The organism is Roseibium sp. MMSF_3544, from assembly GCF_030732845.1.
GTDB lineage: Bacteria > Pseudomonadota > Alphaproteobacteria > Rhizobiales > Stappiaceae > Roseibium.
This window is the reverse complement of sequence record NZ_JASHKA010000001.1, coordinates 113,762-132,360: the sequence shown is the minus strand read 5'-3', so window position 1 is coordinate 132,360 and position 18,599 is coordinate 113,762. Positions and strand designations below refer to the sequence as shown.

Genomic DNA, 18,599 nt, shown 5'->3' with positions numbered 1-18,599 from the left:
GTCAACGGAGCAAAAGGCAAGTGGCGACAACAAGAAACGACGAAGGCACTGCGCCCGAATTGAGCTTACCAACAAGCGCCTCCTTTTATCAGGAGACTGGCAGTCGCCTGTCACAACGTGCGGCTCGCTTCCGGCAATGGCGCAATCGAAAGATTGCCTCACCGGGATTTCGAAACTGGGTGATGCGGATCCCCGGCCTGCGCGCGATCGCTAACAGAAAAGCAGCAGCCCTGTTCCGCCTGACGGCCGGCTTTGTCTTCAGTCAGGTGTTGAGTGCCTGCGTCAGGCTGGGTGTCTTCGAGCAGCTCGAAAAGGGAGCGCGGTCGGCAGAACAGCTGGCCGCCACTTGCGGGCTGTCGCCAGAAAAAATGCAGCTCCTGCTCGAGCAGGCCGAACGGCTCGAACTCGTCACACAGGTCGGACCAGATTCCTGGATGCTCGATGATGCCGGCGCTGTGGTGGCGGCTGATCGGGGCATTACCCAAATGATCCTGCACCACGAAATGCTGTATCGGGACCTGGACGCACCTGAAACCCTTTTGAAGGACCCCGAAAGCGACACGCATCTGAAATCGTTCTGGGCCTACGCACGCGGCCGGCACACGCTTCAGCTCGACCAGGACACCGCTCAGAAATACTCCACCTTGATGCAGAGCAGCCAGAGCATGCTCGCGGACTGCATTCTGGATGCGCATGACTTCGGCACCTACGGATCGATTCTCGACGTTGGAGGCGGAAACGGCGGTTTCCTGACGGCCTGTGCCGAGCGGCACCCGAACCTCCGTCTGCATCTGTTTGATTTGCCGGCCGTTGCGGCGCTGGCACGTCAAAACCTGGCGGCAATGGGCCTTGGCAGCAAGGTTGAGGTGCATGGCGGCGATTTTATCAGCACGCCTGTACCAGACAATGCCGATTGCGCCTGTCTTGTGCGCATTCTCTGTGATCATGATGATGATCGCGTGCGGGATATTCTCAAAAACCTTCATGCGTCGCTCAAGCCCGGCACAAAACTGATGGTCGCTGAGGCGATGTCCGGTCCGTCGGAAGGCGCCAGGCTCGCGGCCGTCTACTTCAGTTTCTATTTTCTTGCCATGGGGTCCGGTCGCTGCCGAAGCGACGAAGAAATCAAATCCCTGCTCGCCGAAGCAGGCTTCAGGCGCCCGCATACGGTCAAGACCTACAATCCTCTGCTGGCAACGCTGGTCTTCGCGGAACGCTGATTTCTCCGTGCATCTTTGCAAAATGTGTAAATAATAATTGACACTTTTGAGCGTCAATTTAAAATGACACTTGAACCTGCTGGATCCAATGTGCGGGAGGCACACAGATGGACACCACGGCAATCGTATTCGAACAACCGGGCGCGCTCAGCGTGAAGCGTCTGGCGCTGACCCCGCCAAACGCATGCGATGTGGTCGTCGAAACGCTTTTCAGCGGGATTTCCACCGGTACAGAGAAAATGCTGTTCGATGGGTCCATGCCGCAGTTTCCCGGCATGGGTTACCCGCTCGTACCTGGATACGAGTCCGTTGCCACTGTCGTAGAGGCCGGACCGGACTCCGGTTGCCAAACCGGACAGACGGTTTTCGTCCCGGGTGCGAACTGTTACTCCGATGCCGCCGGGCTTTTCGGAGCCTCCGCCAATCGGCTGGTCTTGCCCGGCAGTCGCACCGTTCCGGTCGATAAAGACATTGCGGGGGACGCCGTTCTGCTGGCTCTGGCCGCAACGGCACACCGAGCTCTCAGCCGGGCGCAGGAACCGGTCGATGTAATCGTCGGTCACGGGGTCCTTGGACGCCTGATCGCGCGCATCGCAATCGCGCTCGGCCAGACACCACCCCGCGTGCTGGAAGCAAATCCGGAGCGGCGCAAGGGCGCGGAAGGATATGAGGTCCTGAGCCCTTCCAGCGACGCAGCAAAAGAACCCAGTTTTTGCACAATTGATGCGAGCGGCGACTCGAAAGCCGTCGACAGCGCGATTGCAGGATTGAACCGAAACGGCGTTCTGGTTCTGGCGGGTTTCTACGGGGACACGGTGCGTTTCGCCTTCCCGGCCGCCTTTATGCGCGAAGTTTCGATCGTGCTTTCCGCCGAGTTCACGCCTGAAGACACACATGCCGTTCTCAGTCTCATTGGCGGCGGTCATCTGTCGCTGAAAGGGCTCATTACACATCACGCACACCCACAGGATGCTTCTGAGGCCTACCGGACTGCCTTTGGCGATCCTCACTGCCTGAAAATGGTCATCGACTGGAGGAAAGCTTCATGATCCTCGAAAATCCTGGCGAACAGCGCTACCGGATGCAGGACTTCCTGCGTGAGGAAGCAGCGGTCGAACCGGACGCACCGGCAACGGGGCCCGTCACCAAGGAAACGCAGATCATCGCGATCTACGGCAAGGGCGGGATCGGCAAGAGCTTCACGCTGGCCAATCTGTCCTACATGCTTGCGCAACTCGGCAAGAAGGTGCTGCTGATCGGCTGCGATCCGAAGAGCGACACCACCTCACTCCTGTTTGGCGGACGGGCGTGCCCCACCATCATCCAGACCGCGTCTGCCCGCAAGGAAGCCGGCGCCGAGGTCGCGATTTCAGACGTCTGTTTCAAGCGCGATGGCGTCTTCGCCATGGAGCTTGGCGGCCCGGAAGTCGGACGAGGCTGCGGCGGCCGCGGCATCATTCACGGTTTTGAAACACTTGAAAAACTCGGCTTCCACGATTGGGACTTCGACTACGTCCTGCTCGACTTTCTGGGTGACGTGGTCTGTGGCGGGTTCGGGCTGCCGATTGCCAGGGACATGTGCCAGAAAGTTGTCGTCGTTGGCTCGAATGACCTTCAGTCGCTTTACGTCGCTAACAACGTTTGTTCAGCCGTGCAGTATTTCCGCAAGCTTGGTGGCAATGTCGGCGTCGCAGGACTTGTGGTCAACAAGGACGACGGCACAGGCGAAGCGCACGCATTTGCCGAGGCTGTCGGCATTCCGGTTCTCGCCGCGATCCCGCAACACGAGGACATTCGCCGCAAGAGCGCAAACTACCAGATCATCGGCATGCCGGGAGGGTCCTGGGGCCCGCTCTTTGAATCGCTTTCAATCAATCTGGCGGAAGCGCCGCCTGTTTTGCCGGCCCCGCTCGACCAGGACGGCCTGCTTGGCCTCTTCGATTCCAGTGAAACCGGCGCCGACTACCAGCTGGAGCCGGCAACACCCGAAGACATGTGCGCGGCTGGCGCGACCGACAAACCTTCACTCGAGGTGGTTTACGACACCATTTAGCAACCGGACGGGACGATGAAAACGCACACAAAGGAACGCGAGCCGGAATTTGTCGGGGGGACGGAACCCGCCGACGATGCGGATGTCACGCGCTCCGGTCATGTTGCGAATGTGAAAGCAGAGGCTGCTGGTTGCCATAATAACGAGGAACTTTCCAAGGCTGCGGCGCGCGGCTCAGGCAAAAGCGATCTGATGGATCGGCTGGAAACGGACTATCCCAAAGGACCGCATGACCAGCCCCAATCCATGTGTCCAGCCTTTGGTTCCCTGCGGGTTGGCCTGCGCATGCGCCGGGTTGGAACCATCCTGTCCGGTTCAGCCTGTTGCGTTTATGGCCTGACCTTCACGTCCCATTTCTATGGCGCCAAGCGCTCCGTCGGCTATGTCCCGTTCGACTCAGAAACACTGGTCACCGGCAAACTGTTTGAAGACATCGTCGAGGCCGTCCACAAGATGGCGGATCCGAAGAAGTTCGACGCCGTCGTCGTTACAAACCTCTGTGTCCCGACCGCGTCCGGCGTTCCGCTGCAAATGCTGCCGCACCAGATCAACGGCGTGCGCATCGTCGGTATTGACGTGCCGGGCTTCGGAGTGCCAACGCACGCGGAAGCCAAGGACGTTCTGTCCGCTGCCATGCTCGCCTACGCCCGGCAGGAAGCATCCGAAGGCCCGGTGCTGCCACCTCGTGACGGTCTGAAGGACAAGCCGACAGTCACCCTGGTCGGGGAAGTCTTCCCGGCCGATCCCGTCGTCATAGGCGGCATGCTCGAACCAATGGGACTGGCCGCCGGCCCGACCGTTCCGGTAAGAGAATGGCGCGAACTCTATTCGGCGCTCGACTGCGCCGTTGTTGCCGGAATTCACCCCTTCTACACCGCAAGTTTCCGCGAATTCAAAGCAGCGGGCCGCGAGATCGTCGGCTCTGCGCCGATCGGGCTTGAGGGAACGGACGCCTGGCTTTCGGCAATTGGCGAGAAATGCGGCGTTGCCGCTGCCAAAACCAACATCAGCCGCAACGCCATGCGCGGCGCGATCTCCGCAGCTCTCAACGAAAACCGCATCGACGGACGCATCACGCTGTCAGGGTATGAGGGATCCGAACTGCTCGTCGGACGGTTGCTCGTCGAACTCGGCGCCGATCTTCGCTATGTCGGGACAGCCTGCCCGAAGACGCCATACAACGACGCGGATGCGCAATGGCTGGAAGCACATGGCGTTGACGTCCGGTTCCGGGCATCGCTCGAGCAGGACCTGGAAGCTTTCGAAGCATTCGAGCCGGACCTGGCAATCGGCACAACCCCGGTTGTCCAGAAGGCCAAGGAAAGCGCGACGCCCGCTCTTTACTTTACCAACCTCATTTCCGCCCGGCCCTTGATGGGACCAGCCGGAACCGGCTCCCTTCCCGGTGTCATCACCGCCGCGATCGCCAACAAGGACCGCTTCCTGAAGATGCAGGATTTCTTTGAAGGTGTCGGCCAGGGGGACACGGCCGGGATCTGGCAGGGCGTTCCGGAAGACAAGGCCGACTACCGGCAGAAATACGCGGCGCGCCTCAAGAAGTCGCAAAACGCGGTCGACAACGGGGAGAGCGTTGGATGCTGATCCTCGATCACGACAGGGCCGGCGGATACTGGGGAAGTGTGTACGCTTTCACCGCCATCAAGGGTCTCCAGGTCATCATCGACGGTCCCGTGGGCTGCGAAAACCTGCCCGTGACATCTGTGCTGCATTACACCGATGCGTTGCCGCCTCATGAATTGCCTATTGTTGTCAGCGGCTTGTCCGAGGATGAACTTGGTCAGCACGGAACCGAAAGCGCAATCAAACGCGCACGCCAGGTGCTCGATCCGGACCTTCCGGCTGTGGTCGTAACCGGCTCCATCGCCGAAATGATTGGCGGAGGTGTGACCCCGGAAGGCTCCAACATCAAGCGCTTCCTGCCGCGCACGATCGATGAGGACCAGTGGCAAAGCGCAGACAGGGCGATGAAGTGGCTGTGGACGGAATTCGGCCCCAAGCGCGTTCCGAAGCAGCGTAAGCGCAAAGAAGGCGCAAAGCCCCGGGTCAACATTATCGGCCCGATCTACGGCACCTACAACATGCCGTCTGACTTGCATGAAATCCGCCGGCTCGTTGAAGGCATCGGTGCGGAAATCAACATGATCTTCCCGCTTGGCAGCCATGTTGAAGATCTCCGCAAGCTTGGAGACGCCGACGCCAATATCTGCCTCTACCGCGAATTCGGGCGTCTGCTTTGCGAGACGATGGACCGGCCCTATTTGCAGGCACCGATCGGAATTCATTCAACAACTGCCTTCCTGGAAACGCTCGGCGAGATCCTTGACCTGGATCCGCAGCCCTTCATTGAGAAGGAAAAGCACACGACGCTGAAGCCCCTCTGGGACCTGTGGCGCTCGGTGACGCAGGATTTCTTTGCAACGGCCAACTTCGCAATTGTCGCCAACGAAACGTATGTGCGTGGCGTCAGGCACTTCCTTGAAGAGGAAATGGGCCTTCCCTGCACATTTGCGGTTGCCCGCACAGCCGGGACCAAGACGGACAATCCGGAAGTGGCCGAACTGACCGCAAGCAAGACCCCCATGGTCATGTTCGGCTCGTTCAACGAACGCATGTACATGGCCGAGGCCGGAGCGCGCGGCAAATTCATCCAGCTTTCCTATCCGGGCGCAGTCGTACGCCGGCACACCGGCACACCTGTCATGGGCTATTCCGGAGCCTGCTGGCTGATCCAGGAAATCTGCAACGCCCTCTTCGACGTCCTGTTCGAAATCCTGCCGCGCGCCGGCGAACTCGACGCCATCGAAGCCACCTCGGCCCGCCAGAAGACGGAATATCAGTGGCATCCGGATGCCCTTGCCGCACTGGATGCGCGGATCAACAGGGAACCGGTTCTTGTACGCATTTCCGCCGCAAAACGCCTGCGCGAAGCAGCGGAGCTGGAGGCATGGGCCGACAACGTAACCGAGGTCACTTTTGCACATGTCGCAAGGGTCGCGAACAAGGCGGGGATCACGGCATGAGCAGCGACATTTTCCATCGCATATCGGCAACCGGAGGAGCGAAACAAATGGTTTCAACAACACACCAGGACCACGCCGGCCGGGATCGGTACCGCGAGCGGAAAGCTGAACGCCTCATGATGAAGCGTTTGTTTTTCATTGTTTATCCGCTTTGCCTCACGACGATCGCTCTGGCCCGGATCAGCACCGTGTTCAGTGCCCGTGACGCGCGCGCGGAAGGGTCTGTTTTCGAGGAAGCGAAAGCATCGGCTTATGCAGCCTTGGGCTACGCCTTTCACGTGTAGCCACCCACTTTGCCGGCGCTTACCGCGTCTGCAAGAAACCAGCGAAACCGGTGATCCGGCTTCATTGGAACCCCGCCGCGAGGGTTGTGCGCGGTAACCGCCGAAAGGCAAGCATCGGAGGTCATTCCAATGGCTTCAGAAAAAGAATCCCTCACCGGGATTTCTCATGAGGAGGCGCAGGAGTTTCATCGATACTTCGTCAAAAGCGCGATCTTGATGTCGCTCTTTCCATTCCTCGCCCACATTTCGATGTGGCTCTACCAACCGTGGCTCTAGGGTCAACACCAGATAAGGATGTGAAGACATGTGGAGAGTTTGGCTCCTCTTCGATCCGCGCCGAGTGCTCGTTGGCCTCGCGGTGTTCCTTTTCACCTTGGCAGTACTGATTCACTTCATCCTGCTGAGCTCCGAAAAGTACAACTGGCTGGACAACGCGGCTCTTTGGGGACCCGGATCGCAAATCGAATTGCAATCCACTGCCTTGGTCTAACCGGTCAAGACGGTTCAACATCATCGGTGGCGGAGGCTTAAGTCGGCCTTCGCTCGCGCGTCAGTCGTCGCCCTCCGCCACCAAGCCTTGCTTCAAGAGATTAGCTGCAGCTGATGCACCGTTCTGCGGCGGCTAAGGAGGACTTCATGGCTTTGCTCAGCTTCGAAAGAAAGTACCGTGTGCGTGGCGGGACGCTGCTAGGCGGAGATCTCTTCGATTTCTGGGTCGGCCCGTTTTATGTCGGCTTCTTTGGTATCACCGGTGCCTTTTTCATCATCCTGGGGACCGCCCTGGTGATTTACGGCGCGGCTATCGGACCAACCTGGAACATCTGGCAAATTTCGATTGCCCCACCCGACCTTTCCTATGGACTTGCCCTCGCCCCGATGAAAGAGGGCGGCCTCTGGCAGATCATAACGATCTGCGCGATCGGGGCATTTTGCTCCTGGGCGCTGCGCGAGGTGGAAATCTGCCGCAAACTCGGCATGGGCTATCACGTACCGATCGCCTTTTCCTTTGCGATTTTCGCTTATGTGACGCTTGTCGTTTTTCGCCCCCTCCTGCTTGGAGCGTGGGGCCATGGTTTTCCATACGGGATCTTCAGTCACCTCGACTGGGTATCCAACGTCGGCTACCAGTACCTGCACTTCCACTACAATCCCGCGCACATGATCGCCGTGACCTTCTTCTTCACGACGACGCTCGCCCTTTCGCTCCATGGCGGCCTCATTCTGTCGGCGGCCAATCCCGGGCAATCCATGGAAGGCGGCGGCCAGCAAGCGGAAGTCAAGACACCGGAATACGAAGACACCTTTTTCCGCGACATCATCGGCTACTCCATCGGCACGCTTGGCATTCACAGACTTGGCCTGATCCTCGCTCTGAACGCCGGTTTCTGGAGCGCCGTGTGCATCGTCATCAGCGGGCCTTTCTGGAACCAGGGCTGGCCACAGTGGTGGAACTGGTGGCTAGACCTGCCGATCTGGAACTGAGGGGAAAAGATATGACCCAATACCAGAACATTCTGACCATCGTTCAAATCAGCGGGCCCGCCGAAGAGGGGATGCCGCTTCCCAAGGACGACAGCCCGCGCACCGGAACACCCGTTATGTCGCGGCTGCTGGGCTGGATCGGCAACGCCCAGATCGGGCCGATCTATCTCGGATACCTTGGCACGCTGTCTCTCGTCTTCGGGCTGATCGCGTTCGAGATCATCGGCCTCAACATGTGGGCGTCCGTCGGCTGGGATCCGATCCAGTTTGTCCGCCAGCTGTTCTGGCTCGGGCTTGAACCACCACCCGCCGAGTATGGCCTGTCCATGCCACCCTTGAACGATGGTGGCTGGTGGTTGATCGCCGGTTTCTTTCTGACGGCGTCCATCCTGTTGTGGTGGGTGCGAGTCTACCGGCGTGCCCGCCAGCTTGAAATGGGAACCCATGTCGCCTGGGCGTTTGCGGCAGCGATCTGGCTCTTCCTGGTTCTGGGGTTCATCCGTCCGATCCTGATGGGGAATTTTTCAGAAGCCGTTCCGTTTGGCATTTTCCCGCACCTGGATTGGACCGCGGCATTCTCCATCCGCTACGGCAACCTTTATTACAACCCGTTCCACTGTCTCTCGATCGTCTTCCTTTATGGCTCGGTGCTTTTGTTTGCAATGCACGGCGCCACCATTCTGGCGGTCGGAAAATACGGCGGCGAGCGTGAGCTGGAACAGATCACCGATCGCGGAACCGCTTCGGAACGGGCAGCGCTTTTCTGGCGCTGGACCATGGGTTTCAACGCCACGATGGAATCCGTCCACAGGTGGGCCTGGTGGTTTGCCATTCTGACACCCCTTACCGGCGGCATCGGCATCCTTCTGACGGGAACCGTCGTTGACAACTGGTACCTGTGGGGCATCGAGCACGGCATCGTCGCGCCCTTGCCGGACATCTATCCGGATGTCGTCGACCCGGCGGCGCAGTAAGGAGAGGGAAAATGCAACTTTGGATACCATTTGCAGCATCCGCCGGAACGCTCCTTGCCATTGCCAGCTTTGTCGGCGCGGATTGGGATGCTCCTCCTGTTGAATCCATCCAGATCGGATACCGCGGCACCGGAATGTACCTGGAAAAGGACATCGAAAAAGAAGAAGCGCTGAGGGCAGCCAACCAGGTTCCCGAGGCCCCCTGGGAAGCAGATCCAGAAGGGGACAGGGCCGGCGAGATTTACGAGAACGTCCAGGTCCTGGGTGATCTTTCCGATGACCAGTTCAACCAGTTCATGGCCGCAATCACGGAGTGGATCTCTCCGGAAGAGGGCTGTGAGTACTGCCACAATGCTGAAAACTTCGCATCGGACGAGGTGTACACGAAGGTTGTCTCCCGGCGCATGATCCAGATGAATCAGGCGATCAACGTTGAATGGGGAGATCATGTCGGCGATGTCGGCGTGACCTGTTACACCTGTCACCGAGGCCAGCACATCCCGGTCAACTACTGGTATGACGATCAGGAACCGAAGCCGGCAAGTGCAATGAGCCGGCATGGTGGCGTGGGACAGTTCGTCGGCAACACATCCATGCCGCAGAACGCGCTCATGGACTATCTCCTGGAAGACAAGTCCATCCGCGTCCACTCGTTGACCGCTTTACCGGATCCAGACAACCCAAATCCGGCCGGGACCAAGGAAACCGAAAGCACCTGGGCCTTCATGATGCACATGTCCGAAGGCCTTGGGGTCAATTGCGTGACCTGCCACAACACGCGCGCATTCAACGATTGGGACCAGAGCCCGCCGCAGCGCGTCACCGCATGGCACGGGATCAACATGACCCGTGCGCTGAATGTCGACTACATGGTCGGCTTGACACCCGTCTTCCCGGAAAATCGTCTGGGCCCCGAGGGCGACGTGTTCAAGATCGGCTGCTCCACCTGCCACAACGGTGTTCAAAAACCGCTCTATGGCGTCTCGATGCTGCAGGATTATGTCGATGCACTCGACAAGCAGGGTCCAACCGACGTGCCTGACTTTTCGACCTACGTGCCTGGGGAAACTCAGGTCCTGGGTGCGGAAGCGCCGGCAAACTCATCCGCGCTCCCTCTCCGAACCACAGTCGCGGATGCAGCTAAATAACCCCCCCCATACCGGCGTAACCGTAACTTGAAAGGGAGCCTTCCTGGCTCCCTTTCTTTTTCATGTCGCGTGTTGGTGGATGGTGATACGGGGCAACGGCTGCGAACCGGCCGCTCGTGGCACGTAATCGGCTTGAACCTCAGATCAGAACGTCAGATCAGAACCTCAGATCCGGGAACCGCTCAAGATAGATCCGGAACCAGGGGGTGAAGGCGTCAGCCGTCTCGGCGACTTCCGCATGCAGGGTCTTCGCATCGACCCAGCGGACGTCATCCACTTCTTCCGGGTTGGGTTCGATGTTTAGCTTCGAGCGATCGACCTGCGCGGTAAACAGCGTCACGCGTTCGTGCTCGCTGAGCCCATTGCCGACGCTCGCTTCATATTCCACGGTCTGGTGCCGTGTCAGCGGGATCGAAAATCCGAGTTCTTCCTGAAGCCTGCGTTCTGCACATGCCTCAACGGTTTCATCCCAGTGCGGATGGCTGCAGCAGGTGTTGGCCCATTGGCCACCGCAATGATACTTCGCGGCAGCGCGCCTCTGGATGAGCAGGAGATCGCCGTCAAACACAAACACCGAGACAGCCAGATGAAGCAGGCCCTGGACGTGAGCCGCCATCTTCTCGACCGGAAAAAGCGAGCCGTCACTTGCAACTGCCGGAATGATGATATGCCTGTTCATCGGATGAATTGCCCACTTCCAGGTATCAGGCAACCGCGCGTGCCAGCGCGCATTGCGACCACAGCGAACAGAGTGCTTCGGCGAGCTGCCGGATATCGGCTTCGCTGTGCAGAGGTGTCGGCGTGATCCGCAGCCGCTCGGTTCCGACCGGAACAGTCGGATAATTGATCGGCTGCACATATATGCCGAAATTGCTCAGAAGAACATCGGAAATCCATTTGCATTTCGATGCATTTCCAACAAGGACCGGGACGATGTGACTTGGGTTTTCCATATGTGGAATGCCACGCGCATCCAGCGCCGCGCGAACCTTGGCGACATTATCCTTGTGAGCCTGACGTTCAGCGTTGCTTTCCTTCAGGTAGCGGATCGAGGCAGTCGCCCCGGCCGCAAGCGCCGGCGGCAAGGCTGTCGTGAAGATGAAGCCGGACGCAAAGGAGCGAACGAAATCGACCAGGACCGACGGTCCGGTGATATATCCGCCCATGACACCGAAAGCCTTGCCCAAGGTGCCTTCAATCACCGTCAGACGGTCCATCAAGCCTTCGCGCTCTGCGACGCCGCCACCCCGCGGGCCATACATGCCAACCGCATGAACCTCGTCGAGATAGGTGATCGCCCCGAACGCGTCTGCGACATCGCAGATCTCTTCAATGGGAGCGATATCGCCATCCATCGAATAAACACTCTCAAACGCGACCAGCTTCGGTGCTTCCGGATCGTCCGCCGCCATCAATTCCCGAAGATGCTGCGGATCGTTGTGGCGGAACAGCCGCTTTTGACAACGCGAGTGACGAATGCCTTCAATCATCGAAGCATGATTAAGTGCGTCCGAGTAAACGATGATCCCGGGAATTTTCGCCAAAAGCGTTCCGAGCGCTGCCCAGTTCGAGACATAGCCCGATGTGAAGATCAACGCGGCTTCCTTGGCATGCAGATCGGCAAGCTCACGTTCCAGCAGCACGTGATAGTGGTTTGTGCCGGAGATGTTGCGTGTCCCGCCTGCACCGGCACCGCACTTTTCGATAATCTCCGTCATGCGCCTTGTTACGACCGGGTTCTGACCCATGCCGAGATAGTCGTTTGAACACCAGACCGTGACGTCTCGCGTTTTGCCATCTTCGTCATAGAAAGTCGCTTTCGGGAAATCCGAACAGTGCCGCTCCAATTCGGCGAAGACCCGATAATTACCGGCGGTGTGCAGGTCGGAGAGAGCTGTCTCCATGTGCTCGAAAATATTCATCGGTCTCTCCTCTTCCCTCATATTCTTTCAATTTCATGGAGCGTCGGTCTGGCGCTTTGCGGTCACGCCGACCGACGTCAGGTTCGATTGTGTTGCGTTCTGGACGGCATCGGCCGGGACCGGTTTCGGGACCGCCCAGCGCCAAAGCGCCGTGTCTGAAACCGGCAGCACCAAAATCAGGTGCTCGAAGATTGCGAGCGCCATAAAGGTCGCGAGCAGGATGTGGCCAACGACGGAATAGTCGAGATTTGCCTGCGCAGCCCCCACAACCAGGGTCGCAAACAGCCCGGTCGCGATTGCAAGTAGGACTGGAAACAGCGGCGTCGTCCGGCCCGTGTTGAAATAGGTCCGCAGGTGCAGGATCGCCGGCGGCATCAGGCCGCTGACGGCATGCCGGGCTCCCAGAAATATTAGGATCTTGGAGGATATACGCATGCCCCATAACAGCCCGAAAGTCGCAAGCCCGAACAGGTTGTCGCCACCTGAGAGTGTTAGCCAGAGGAAAACGGCGGTCACGAGGATCGCGATTTCGTGGTCGCAAACCGCCTTCCAGGCCGCCTTGAAGCGGGCAAATCCGGACAAGCCGGGCGGGCATTCCTCCTTCCGGCGGCCGGTCACCATGCCGGTCAGGAAGGTGGTCTCATGCCAGGCCCAGACCAGGAGCGCCCCGAAAAAACCGGCATAGGACCCGAGCGGCGTCAGGTTCCGGCTGCCGTAAAGCAACAGCAGGAAACCGGCGACGCCGAACACTGTCACAAGCGGCAACAGCTGCCAGGGCTCAAGCCTTCTTTTTGTCGACCAGTGAACCATCGCCAGGACGAGCCCGGTCGACAGCCACCAGACGCCGATGGCTACCAGTATTGCCGTGACCGGGTTTGCAAGGCTCATTAGGGTCTCCTTACCAGACCGGCTGAAGCCGGGAGGTTTCTGGCAGGTCGTTCTTTTTCGACGGCACCATGTACATGCGCAGGAAGTTCACGCCGGCGGCCGCGCCCCACCAGGCTTTTCCAAACGCGCCGGTCACGCCGCCCCTTTCGGAGGCCGCCTGCATTTTGCGGTTGATACGTTCCATGCGGCGGAACCCCTCCACCAGCACCGGATTGTCCAGATCCAGCACAAGCGGGAAACACTGACGGGAGATTTCGGACGTCAGGCGGAACACCTTCATGTCGTAGTCGTCAATGTCGACCCCGAGCGCGTTGTGAAAGGCCGGGCGCATGTGATCGCGCACATACATTGTCGCGAACACCGCAAGCAGGAAGAACTTGATCCAGAGTTTGTTCCGCCCCTCAAGCAGCCGCCTGTCCGACCGGATGATCAGCGAAAACGCTTCGCCGTGGGAGAACTCGTCGTTGCACCACTGCTTGAACCACTTGAAGATCGGATGAAAGCGCTGATCTGGGTGCTTTTCCAGATGCCGGTAGATCGTGATGTAGCGCGCATAGCCGATCTTTTCGGAAAGATAAGTGGCGTAGTAGATGAACTTCGGCTTGAAGTAGGTGTATTTCTTCGCCTTGGCGAGGAAGCCCATGTTCACGCCGATGCCGAAGTCTTTCAGAGCATCGTTGATAAAGCCCGCGTGGCGGGACTCGTCCCGGCTCATATAGCCGAAGAGCTCACAGATCTCCTTGTTCTTTCCGCGCCGCTTCATCTCCTTGTAAAGCACGCAGCCTGAAAACTCCGATGTCAGGGACGACACGAGAAAGTCGATGAGTTCTTCGCGAAGGTCGTCGGGAAGTGCATCGATGTCGATATCCTCCCACTCCTCGTTGCGCTTGAAGTGGCCCCTGTTCGGGTCACTGCGCATTTGCGAGATCAGCGCGTCCCATTCCTCGCGCACCGGCTCGACATCGATCTTGTCCATCTCGTCGAAATCGGTCGTGTAGAAGCGCGGTGTCAGCATGGTGGACACCATGGCGCTGCGTGTCGTGTCGTTCTGGGCAGCCATGCGCTTTTCAAGCGTCGGCTCGTTGGCAGCCAGCTCCTTCGGCGATACGGTCTTGTTCATGACAATGCCCTCTCTGTGAAGCTGAATTCGCACAATTCCATAAATTCGAAATCGCCCGTTGCACGGGTCCAGGCACGTTCGAGCGCGCTGGCGCGCTGGATCGTTGCCTTGCGGCGGAAACTCTCACTTTCGCCATAGGGGATGGAAATCGGAGCGCCATGCACAAAGACCTCATCTCCAGGATAAACAACAACTCCATTGTCGAAGCGCACATGGGCGCCGAGCTGATCAAACGTGTTGTTGATCTCCACGGTACAATCGACGTGTTCTTTCCACCGTAAGAGTGCAAAAATCGGATTCATTGCCTTGCTCCTCCCTCTTGACCAAGCAGCAATTCGAAAGCCGCGGCGTTGTCTTTGCCGAAAGCTTCCAGGTAAATGCGTTCTCCGGTTGCCGTATCCGACAGGCTGACGGTCCCCGCCTCCCATTTTATGATCCGGTACGGTGCGGTCTCCGAGACCTTTGCAACCATGCGCATACGCTCGAACGCACGCAGCGAGCCGCGTACGAACCCCCCTTTGTCTTTTTCAAATGCAACGATTTGGGTGCCGTTGCGGGCATCCTTGACGATCACCATGTCGTCGGCCGTGCGCGTGATCGTGACGTCACGGATCGCGACAGGAGAACCGGCCCGATGCTTGATGACACCGATCCCCGTTGCCTGACCGAACACCACAGCGCCCGCCGCAAAGACCAGCAGCACAATGGCGCCTATCAGCACTCCTTTCGGGAACGTGTTGGTCCGTTTGCCTTTACGTTCTCCGAAATAACCAAGGTGGGATACCGAACCCATCCCCTCCTCCTATTCCGCTGCTTCGACTGCCGCCGGCGCCCCTTTTTCCCCCCTGGGCTCGACGCGGGTCACGCGGGCGTGGCCCGAGTTCACCGACGTGTGCTGGCTGATTGCGAGCGCCAGAACATCCGAGGCTTCTTTTGCATCCGGCAGACAGACTAAGCTTGGTTCAACATTGGCAAATCGCCAGCCCCGGACGTGAGGCCACTGGATTAGCCACGAGAGGCGGTGTCCCGGCATCAACCGGATCGCCAAATTGCCCGCACCGGCACCCAGATCTGCCAGGGCCAACGCGCTAATTTGCTTGAACGGCAAATTGAGTGTCATGGAAAAGGCGACACCAAACCTCAGCACCACACGCTTTGATGTGATCGTGTAAAGGGTTGTCTTGTGGACCGCCCAGGCAAATAATTCCAGCATGCCGATCACAATCGCTGCGAGGGCCGTCAGGACGGCAACGGAGAAGACGATCCCCGCAACGGGCCTGCCGTCATAAAGCCCGCCAACAACGGCCCAGGCCGCAAGAAGCAGAAAATAGCCCGCAATCCAGCGGTTCTTGAGGACATGCCGTGCCACGAGACGCGCAGATGGGCGGCCTTGCCAAAGCATCTTCTCACCGTCCGGGAGATGACCCGGCAAACCCGGCACAGGCTCGATCTCGTGTTCCCGGGTGACGAACTGTTTCACAGCAAGGCCTCCCGACGGTTACGCAGCGCATAGAGCAGACCAGCGCCGAAATAGGCAGCGATCTTGTCTTCCTCAAGCAGCGTCACCGTTTCGTCCTTGGCTCGCGCCGGAACGTCGACGAACTGCCCGGAGGTAATCGCATGGACATAAAGGTGAGGTGCCCTGCCCCTTGCATTGCCTCCCTTGATGACAACGAAGTTGTTCGGCAAAAGCGTGCTGGCCGACCCGCCTTCAACCTCGACTTCGTAGTAGCGGATCAGATGTTCCGCGCGGTCGACCCAGACATCCTTGACCGTACCCGCAGCTTTGCCGTCGCAGCCGATGACCGTCAGACCGATCGGGTTCGTCTCACCCTCGGCGATGTCAAAACCCTCCGCCATGCGCATGGGAACGATGCGTGCATCACCATGGGCAGTCAGGTCAGGTGAATCGGACCGCTCGGCCCAGGAACCGGGGCCGACACCTGCAAGCAGGGGATTGCCTTCCGGTTCAAGCGGATAACCCGGGCCCTTGGCGGTCCGCTTGGCATTGAGCGGCCGTTCGTCCCGCTGGAGGTCCGGAACCTGCTTGGTGCCTTTTCCATGCGGCAAGACAAATGTCTTTTTGCTTGGAACAAACAGCCAGGGATCCTTGCTGTACTTGCCGGTGACATCGTCCTCCAGGGGATACCCTTCACGCCGGTCTTCCTGGCGGATGTACCAGATCAGGCCTGCAAAAAAGATCCAGAATGCGTAGAGCACGACTTGTGCGACATCCAAGCTGCCGCCGAGAGAACCGGTCATGGTCATTTCTCCTTCCAGTTGGCAACCGAACGGGCTCAGCCCGGCATTTCGGCCAATCCAAATCTCACGTCACTTTCCTGGCTTTGGCTGTAGCGATGCCCGGTCAGGGGACCGAGAACCGCAAGGCAAAGGAAAAGAAGTCCAATTTCAATGTGATAGACAACGAGGTATCCTGTGGCGGCTGTGTCCATGGCCGGACCAAGAACGCCGTCGAATGCCAGCGCGTTCACGGCATTCTTGATGACGCCACCGAGCAGCAGGCTGACACCGATCGCCGTTGCCTGAACGGCACCCCAGGCCCCGACCAGAATGCCGCTGTCCGCCTTTTTCGAGATTCCCATTGCCGCCAGCATCGTGCACACGGCAAACAGCCCGCCGCCGAGCCCGACACCCATCGCACCAATGAAAAACAGGCTGTGCACGCCAAGCGGCGAAGCCAGAATGATTGCCGAAAACGCGGCAATACCTATCAGCAGGCCGCGCGCTGCCACGCGGTACATGTGCGCACCGTGGTTCAGGCTATGGGCAGCCCAGGCGAAGCCGGCCATCGTTCCGGCGGCCCAAAGTCCCGTCAGCAGGGTCGTCTGCGAAACGCTCAGACCGAGGATCTCGCCACCATAGGGTTCAAGCAGAATGTCCTGCATGGAAAAGGCGGCGGACCCGATGGCCACGGCCAAAAGCAAGCGCATGGTGCCAGGGTGCTTGCGGTAGTCGGAGAGCGCCTCGAAGAAACTGATCAGTTTCCTGTCTACTGCGGTGCGCGTCGGATCCCGCGCTTCCTGTTTCCAGATCGCGATGACATTGATGACGATGGTAAAAAGCGCCGTTCCCTGAATGACTTGAATGAGCTGCTTGTGGGTGAAGTCAACGAGGAAGATGCTGTAGAAGCCGGACGCGGCGATCATACCGACCAGCAGCATCACGTAAAGCAGCGCCACGACGCGGGGCCGTTTCTTGGGTGGCACGATATCGGTCGCGAGCGCCAGACCCGCCGTCTGCGCCATATGAAGCCCAAAGCCCGTAAACAAGAACGCTAGCGCCGCACCGGCCGGGCCAGCCCAGGCAGGACCATGGGTCTGAGTGTGCAAGAGCAGGAGCACAAACGGCATGAAGGCCAGGCCACCGAACTGCAGGAGGCTGCCGAACCAGATATAGGGAACCCGCCGCCAGCCGAGCACGGACTTGTAGGTGTCCGACCGGTAGCCGATGAAAAGGCGTAGCGGGGCCGCAAGCACCGGTATTGCGACAACGGCAGAAACAAGCGCAACCGAAACGCCAAGTTCGACGATCAACACTCTGTTCAAGGTCCCGGTCAAAAGCACCAGAACACAGCCCGCAGACACCTGGAACAATGCCAGGCGCAGCAAGCGGGACAGCGGCACATCGTCAGACGCGGCATCCGCAAACGGCATGAAACGCGTTCCGGCTTTCTGCCAGAGCGCGATCATCTTCCGGTTTGCGGCATTCAGCATCATGACCGGATCACCTCCATTGCCTGGGAGGTGTAAAACCCGACGGAGATCCTGTGCGTGCGTCCGCTCTGCCAACCGCTCATATGCGGTTGCTGGACGAGCTGTTGCACGAGACGCTCCGGATTGGCCGGATAGATTGCAGGAGCCCGATCCGCACGGGGAAACGCCTTGCCGATCATCAGCATCGCCCGCAACAGATGAGAGCTCGGAGCCAGCGTGAACAGCAACGCCCTGCTTGTCCGACTGGCCATTTGCTCCAGAACCTTCTTGGCATCTTCCGGCGCGTAGTGGATCAATACATCCATCGCCAGAATCGCATCGAAACGTCCAAGATGGGGATCCAGCATATCGCCGCTTCTGAAGTCTACGGACCCTTCTCCGCCCCCTCCGGTTTGGATGACATGCTCCGTCGCTCGCTGTCGGGCGAAGGAAATCATCTGGGCGGAAAGATCAATACCGACGACTTCGGCACCGCGGGCCATCAGCTCAAGCGACAAGACACCTGACCCGCAGCCTGCGTCCAGGATGCGCCATCCGCGAAGATCTTGCGGCAGCCAGCCGGCGAGCGTGTTGCGCATGTCCTCGCGGCCCTGCCGGACAGTCGCCCGAATGCCGCTGACCGGCTGGTCACCCGTCAGTTTTTTCCAGGCGTCAAGCGCCGTGCGATCGAAATAGTGTTCGATCTCACCAATCCGCTGCAGGTAGCTGGCGCGTGTCATGGTCGTGTCGGTCC

Annotated in this window: 21 protein-coding genes; 11 read left to right on the top strand and 10 right to left on the bottom strand. The window is 59.1% G+C overall.

The genetic code is table 11. From position 1 onward, the window contains the following. Nucleotides 1-20 precede the first annotated feature (20 nt). From RBB47_RS00625 to pufC, 11 genes are all read left to right on the top strand, one after another. Nucleotides 21-1,220 (top strand): methyltransferase, encoded by a 1,200-nt coding sequence (locus tag RBB47_RS00625; RefSeq protein ID WP_305983776.1) that lies wholly within the window; start codon nt 21-23, stop codon nt 1,218-1,220. Nucleotides 1,221-1,327: 107 nt separating this feature from the next. Then, nucleotides 1,328-2,269, top strand: coding sequence for a chlorophyll synthesis pathway protein BchC (gene bchC, locus RBB47_RS00620; protein WP_305983775.1), 942 nt, complete (start codon nt 1,328-1,330; stop codon nt 2,267-2,269). Beyond that, nucleotides 2,266-3,273 (top strand): chlorophyllide a reductase iron protein subunit X, encoded by a 1,008-nt coding sequence (locus RBB47_RS00615; protein ID WP_305983774.1) that lies wholly within the window; start codon nt 2,266-2,268, stop codon nt 3,271-3,273. The genes bchC and RBB47_RS00615 overlap by 4 nt, the downstream gene beginning before the upstream one ends. A 15-nt stretch (nt 3,274-3,288) precedes the next feature. Then, entirely contained in the window at nt 3,289-4,875 is a 1,587-nt protein-coding gene (gene bchY / locus RBB47_RS00610) for a chlorophyllide a reductase subunit Y (RefSeq protein WP_305983773.1), read from the top strand. Further along, on the top strand, nt 4,869-6,314 hold the full coding sequence (gene bchZ, locus RBB47_RS00605; RefSeq protein WP_305983772.1) for a chlorophyllide a reductase subunit Z: 1,446 nt from the start codon (nt 4,869-4,871) through the stop codon (nt 6,312-6,314). The genes bchY and bchZ overlap by 7 nt, the downstream gene beginning before the upstream one ends. Nucleotides 6,315-6,361: 47 nt before the next feature. Next, nucleotides 6,362-6,598: a hypothetical protein gene (locus RBB47_RS00600; protein WP_305983771.1), complete on the top strand. Its 237-nt coding sequence runs from the start codon at nt 6,362-6,364 to the stop codon at nt 6,596-6,598. 129 nt (nt 6,599-6,727) lie between these two features. Further along, nucleotides 6,728-6,874, top strand: coding sequence for a light-harvesting protein (locus RBB47_RS00595; RefSeq protein WP_305983770.1), 147 nt, complete (start codon nt 6,728-6,730; stop codon nt 6,872-6,874). Between the two features lie 28 nt (nt 6,875-6,902). Beyond that, entirely contained in the window at nt 6,903-7,088 is a 186-nt protein-coding gene (gene pufA / locus RBB47_RS00590) for a light-harvesting antenna LH1, alpha subunit (protein WP_305983769.1), read from the top strand. 146 nt (nt 7,089-7,234) lie between these two features. Beyond that, a complete protein-coding gene (pufL, locus tag RBB47_RS00585; protein WP_305983767.1) occupies nt 7,235-8,080 on the top strand; it encodes a photosynthetic reaction center subunit L in 846 nt (281 codons plus the stop codon). A gap of 11 nt (nt 8,081-8,091) precedes the next feature. Further along, the gene (gene pufM / locus RBB47_RS00580) at nt 8,092-9,054 is read left to right on the top strand and encodes a photosynthetic reaction center subunit M (RefSeq protein ID WP_305983766.1); all 963 of its coding nucleotides are present in this window, start codon (nt 8,092-8,094) and stop codon (nt 9,052-9,054) included. A gap of 11 nt (nt 9,055-9,065) precedes the next feature. Then, nucleotides 9,066-10,202, top strand: coding sequence for a photosynthetic reaction center cytochrome PufC (pufC, locus tag RBB47_RS00575; protein ID WP_305983765.1), 1,137 nt, complete (start codon nt 9,066-9,068; stop codon nt 10,200-10,202). A 157-nt stretch (nt 10,203-10,359) separates the two neighbouring features. Here the strand turns inward: pufC and idi are convergent, their stop codons facing one another. The 10 genes from idi to bchM are packed head-to-tail and all read right to left on the bottom strand — an operon-like array spanning nt 10,360 to nt 18,585. After that, nucleotides 10,360-10,881 (bottom strand): isopentenyl-diphosphate Delta-isomerase, encoded by a 522-nt coding sequence (gene idi, locus RBB47_RS00570; protein WP_305983764.1) that lies wholly within the window; start codon nt 10,879-10,881, stop codon nt 10,360-10,362. 25 nt (nt 10,882-10,906) lie between these two features. Beyond that, nucleotides 10,907-12,124, bottom strand: coding sequence for a 5-aminolevulinate synthase (hemA, locus tag RBB47_RS00565; protein WP_305983763.1), 1,218 nt, complete (start codon nt 12,122-12,124; stop codon nt 10,907-10,909). Nucleotides 12,125-12,157: 33 nt separating this feature from the next. Continuing rightward, a complete protein-coding gene (gene puhE / locus RBB47_RS00560) occupies nt 12,158-13,012 on the bottom strand; it encodes a putative photosynthetic complex assembly protein PuhE (RefSeq protein WP_305983762.1) in 855 nt (284 codons plus the stop codon). Nucleotides 13,013-13,022: 10 nt separating this feature from the next. Then, on the bottom strand, nt 13,023-14,072 hold the full coding sequence (gene acsF / locus RBB47_RS00555; protein ID WP_305984193.1) for a magnesium-protoporphyrin IX monomethyl ester (oxidative) cyclase: 1,050 nt from the start codon (nt 14,070-14,072) through the stop codon (nt 13,023-13,025). 56 nt (nt 14,073-14,128) lie between these two features. After that, nucleotides 14,129-14,434: a hypothetical protein gene (locus RBB47_RS00550; RefSeq protein WP_305983761.1), complete on the bottom strand. Its 306-nt coding sequence runs from the start codon at nt 14,432-14,434 to the stop codon at nt 14,129-14,131. Then, a complete protein-coding gene (gene puhC / locus RBB47_RS00545) occupies nt 14,431-14,925 on the bottom strand; it encodes a photosynthetic complex assembly protein PuhC (protein ID WP_305983760.1) in 495 nt (164 codons plus the stop codon). The genes RBB47_RS00550 and puhC overlap by 4 nt, the downstream gene beginning before the upstream one ends. A gap of 9 nt (nt 14,926-14,934) precedes the next feature. After that, nucleotides 14,935-15,612: a photosynthetic complex putative assembly protein PuhB gene (puhB, locus tag RBB47_RS00540; RefSeq protein WP_305983759.1), complete on the bottom strand. Its 678-nt coding sequence runs from the start codon at nt 15,610-15,612 to the stop codon at nt 14,935-14,937. Then, on the bottom strand, nt 15,609-16,394 hold the full coding sequence (gene puhA, locus RBB47_RS00535; protein WP_305983758.1) for a photosynthetic reaction center subunit H: 786 nt from the start codon (nt 16,392-16,394) through the stop codon (nt 15,609-15,611). The genes puhB and puhA overlap by 4 nt, the downstream gene beginning before the upstream one ends. 35 nt (nt 16,395-16,429) lie before the next feature. Further along, nucleotides 16,430-17,869 (bottom strand): BCD family MFS transporter, encoded by a 1,440-nt coding sequence (locus tag RBB47_RS00530; protein WP_305983757.1) that lies wholly within the window; start codon nt 17,867-17,869, stop codon nt 16,430-16,432. Further along, entirely contained in the window at nt 17,866-18,585 is a 720-nt protein-coding gene (gene bchM, locus RBB47_RS00525) for a magnesium protoporphyrin IX methyltransferase (RefSeq protein WP_305983756.1), read from the bottom strand. The genes RBB47_RS00530 and bchM overlap by 4 nt, the downstream gene beginning before the upstream one ends. Nucleotides 18,586-18,599: the final 14 nt, after the last annotated feature.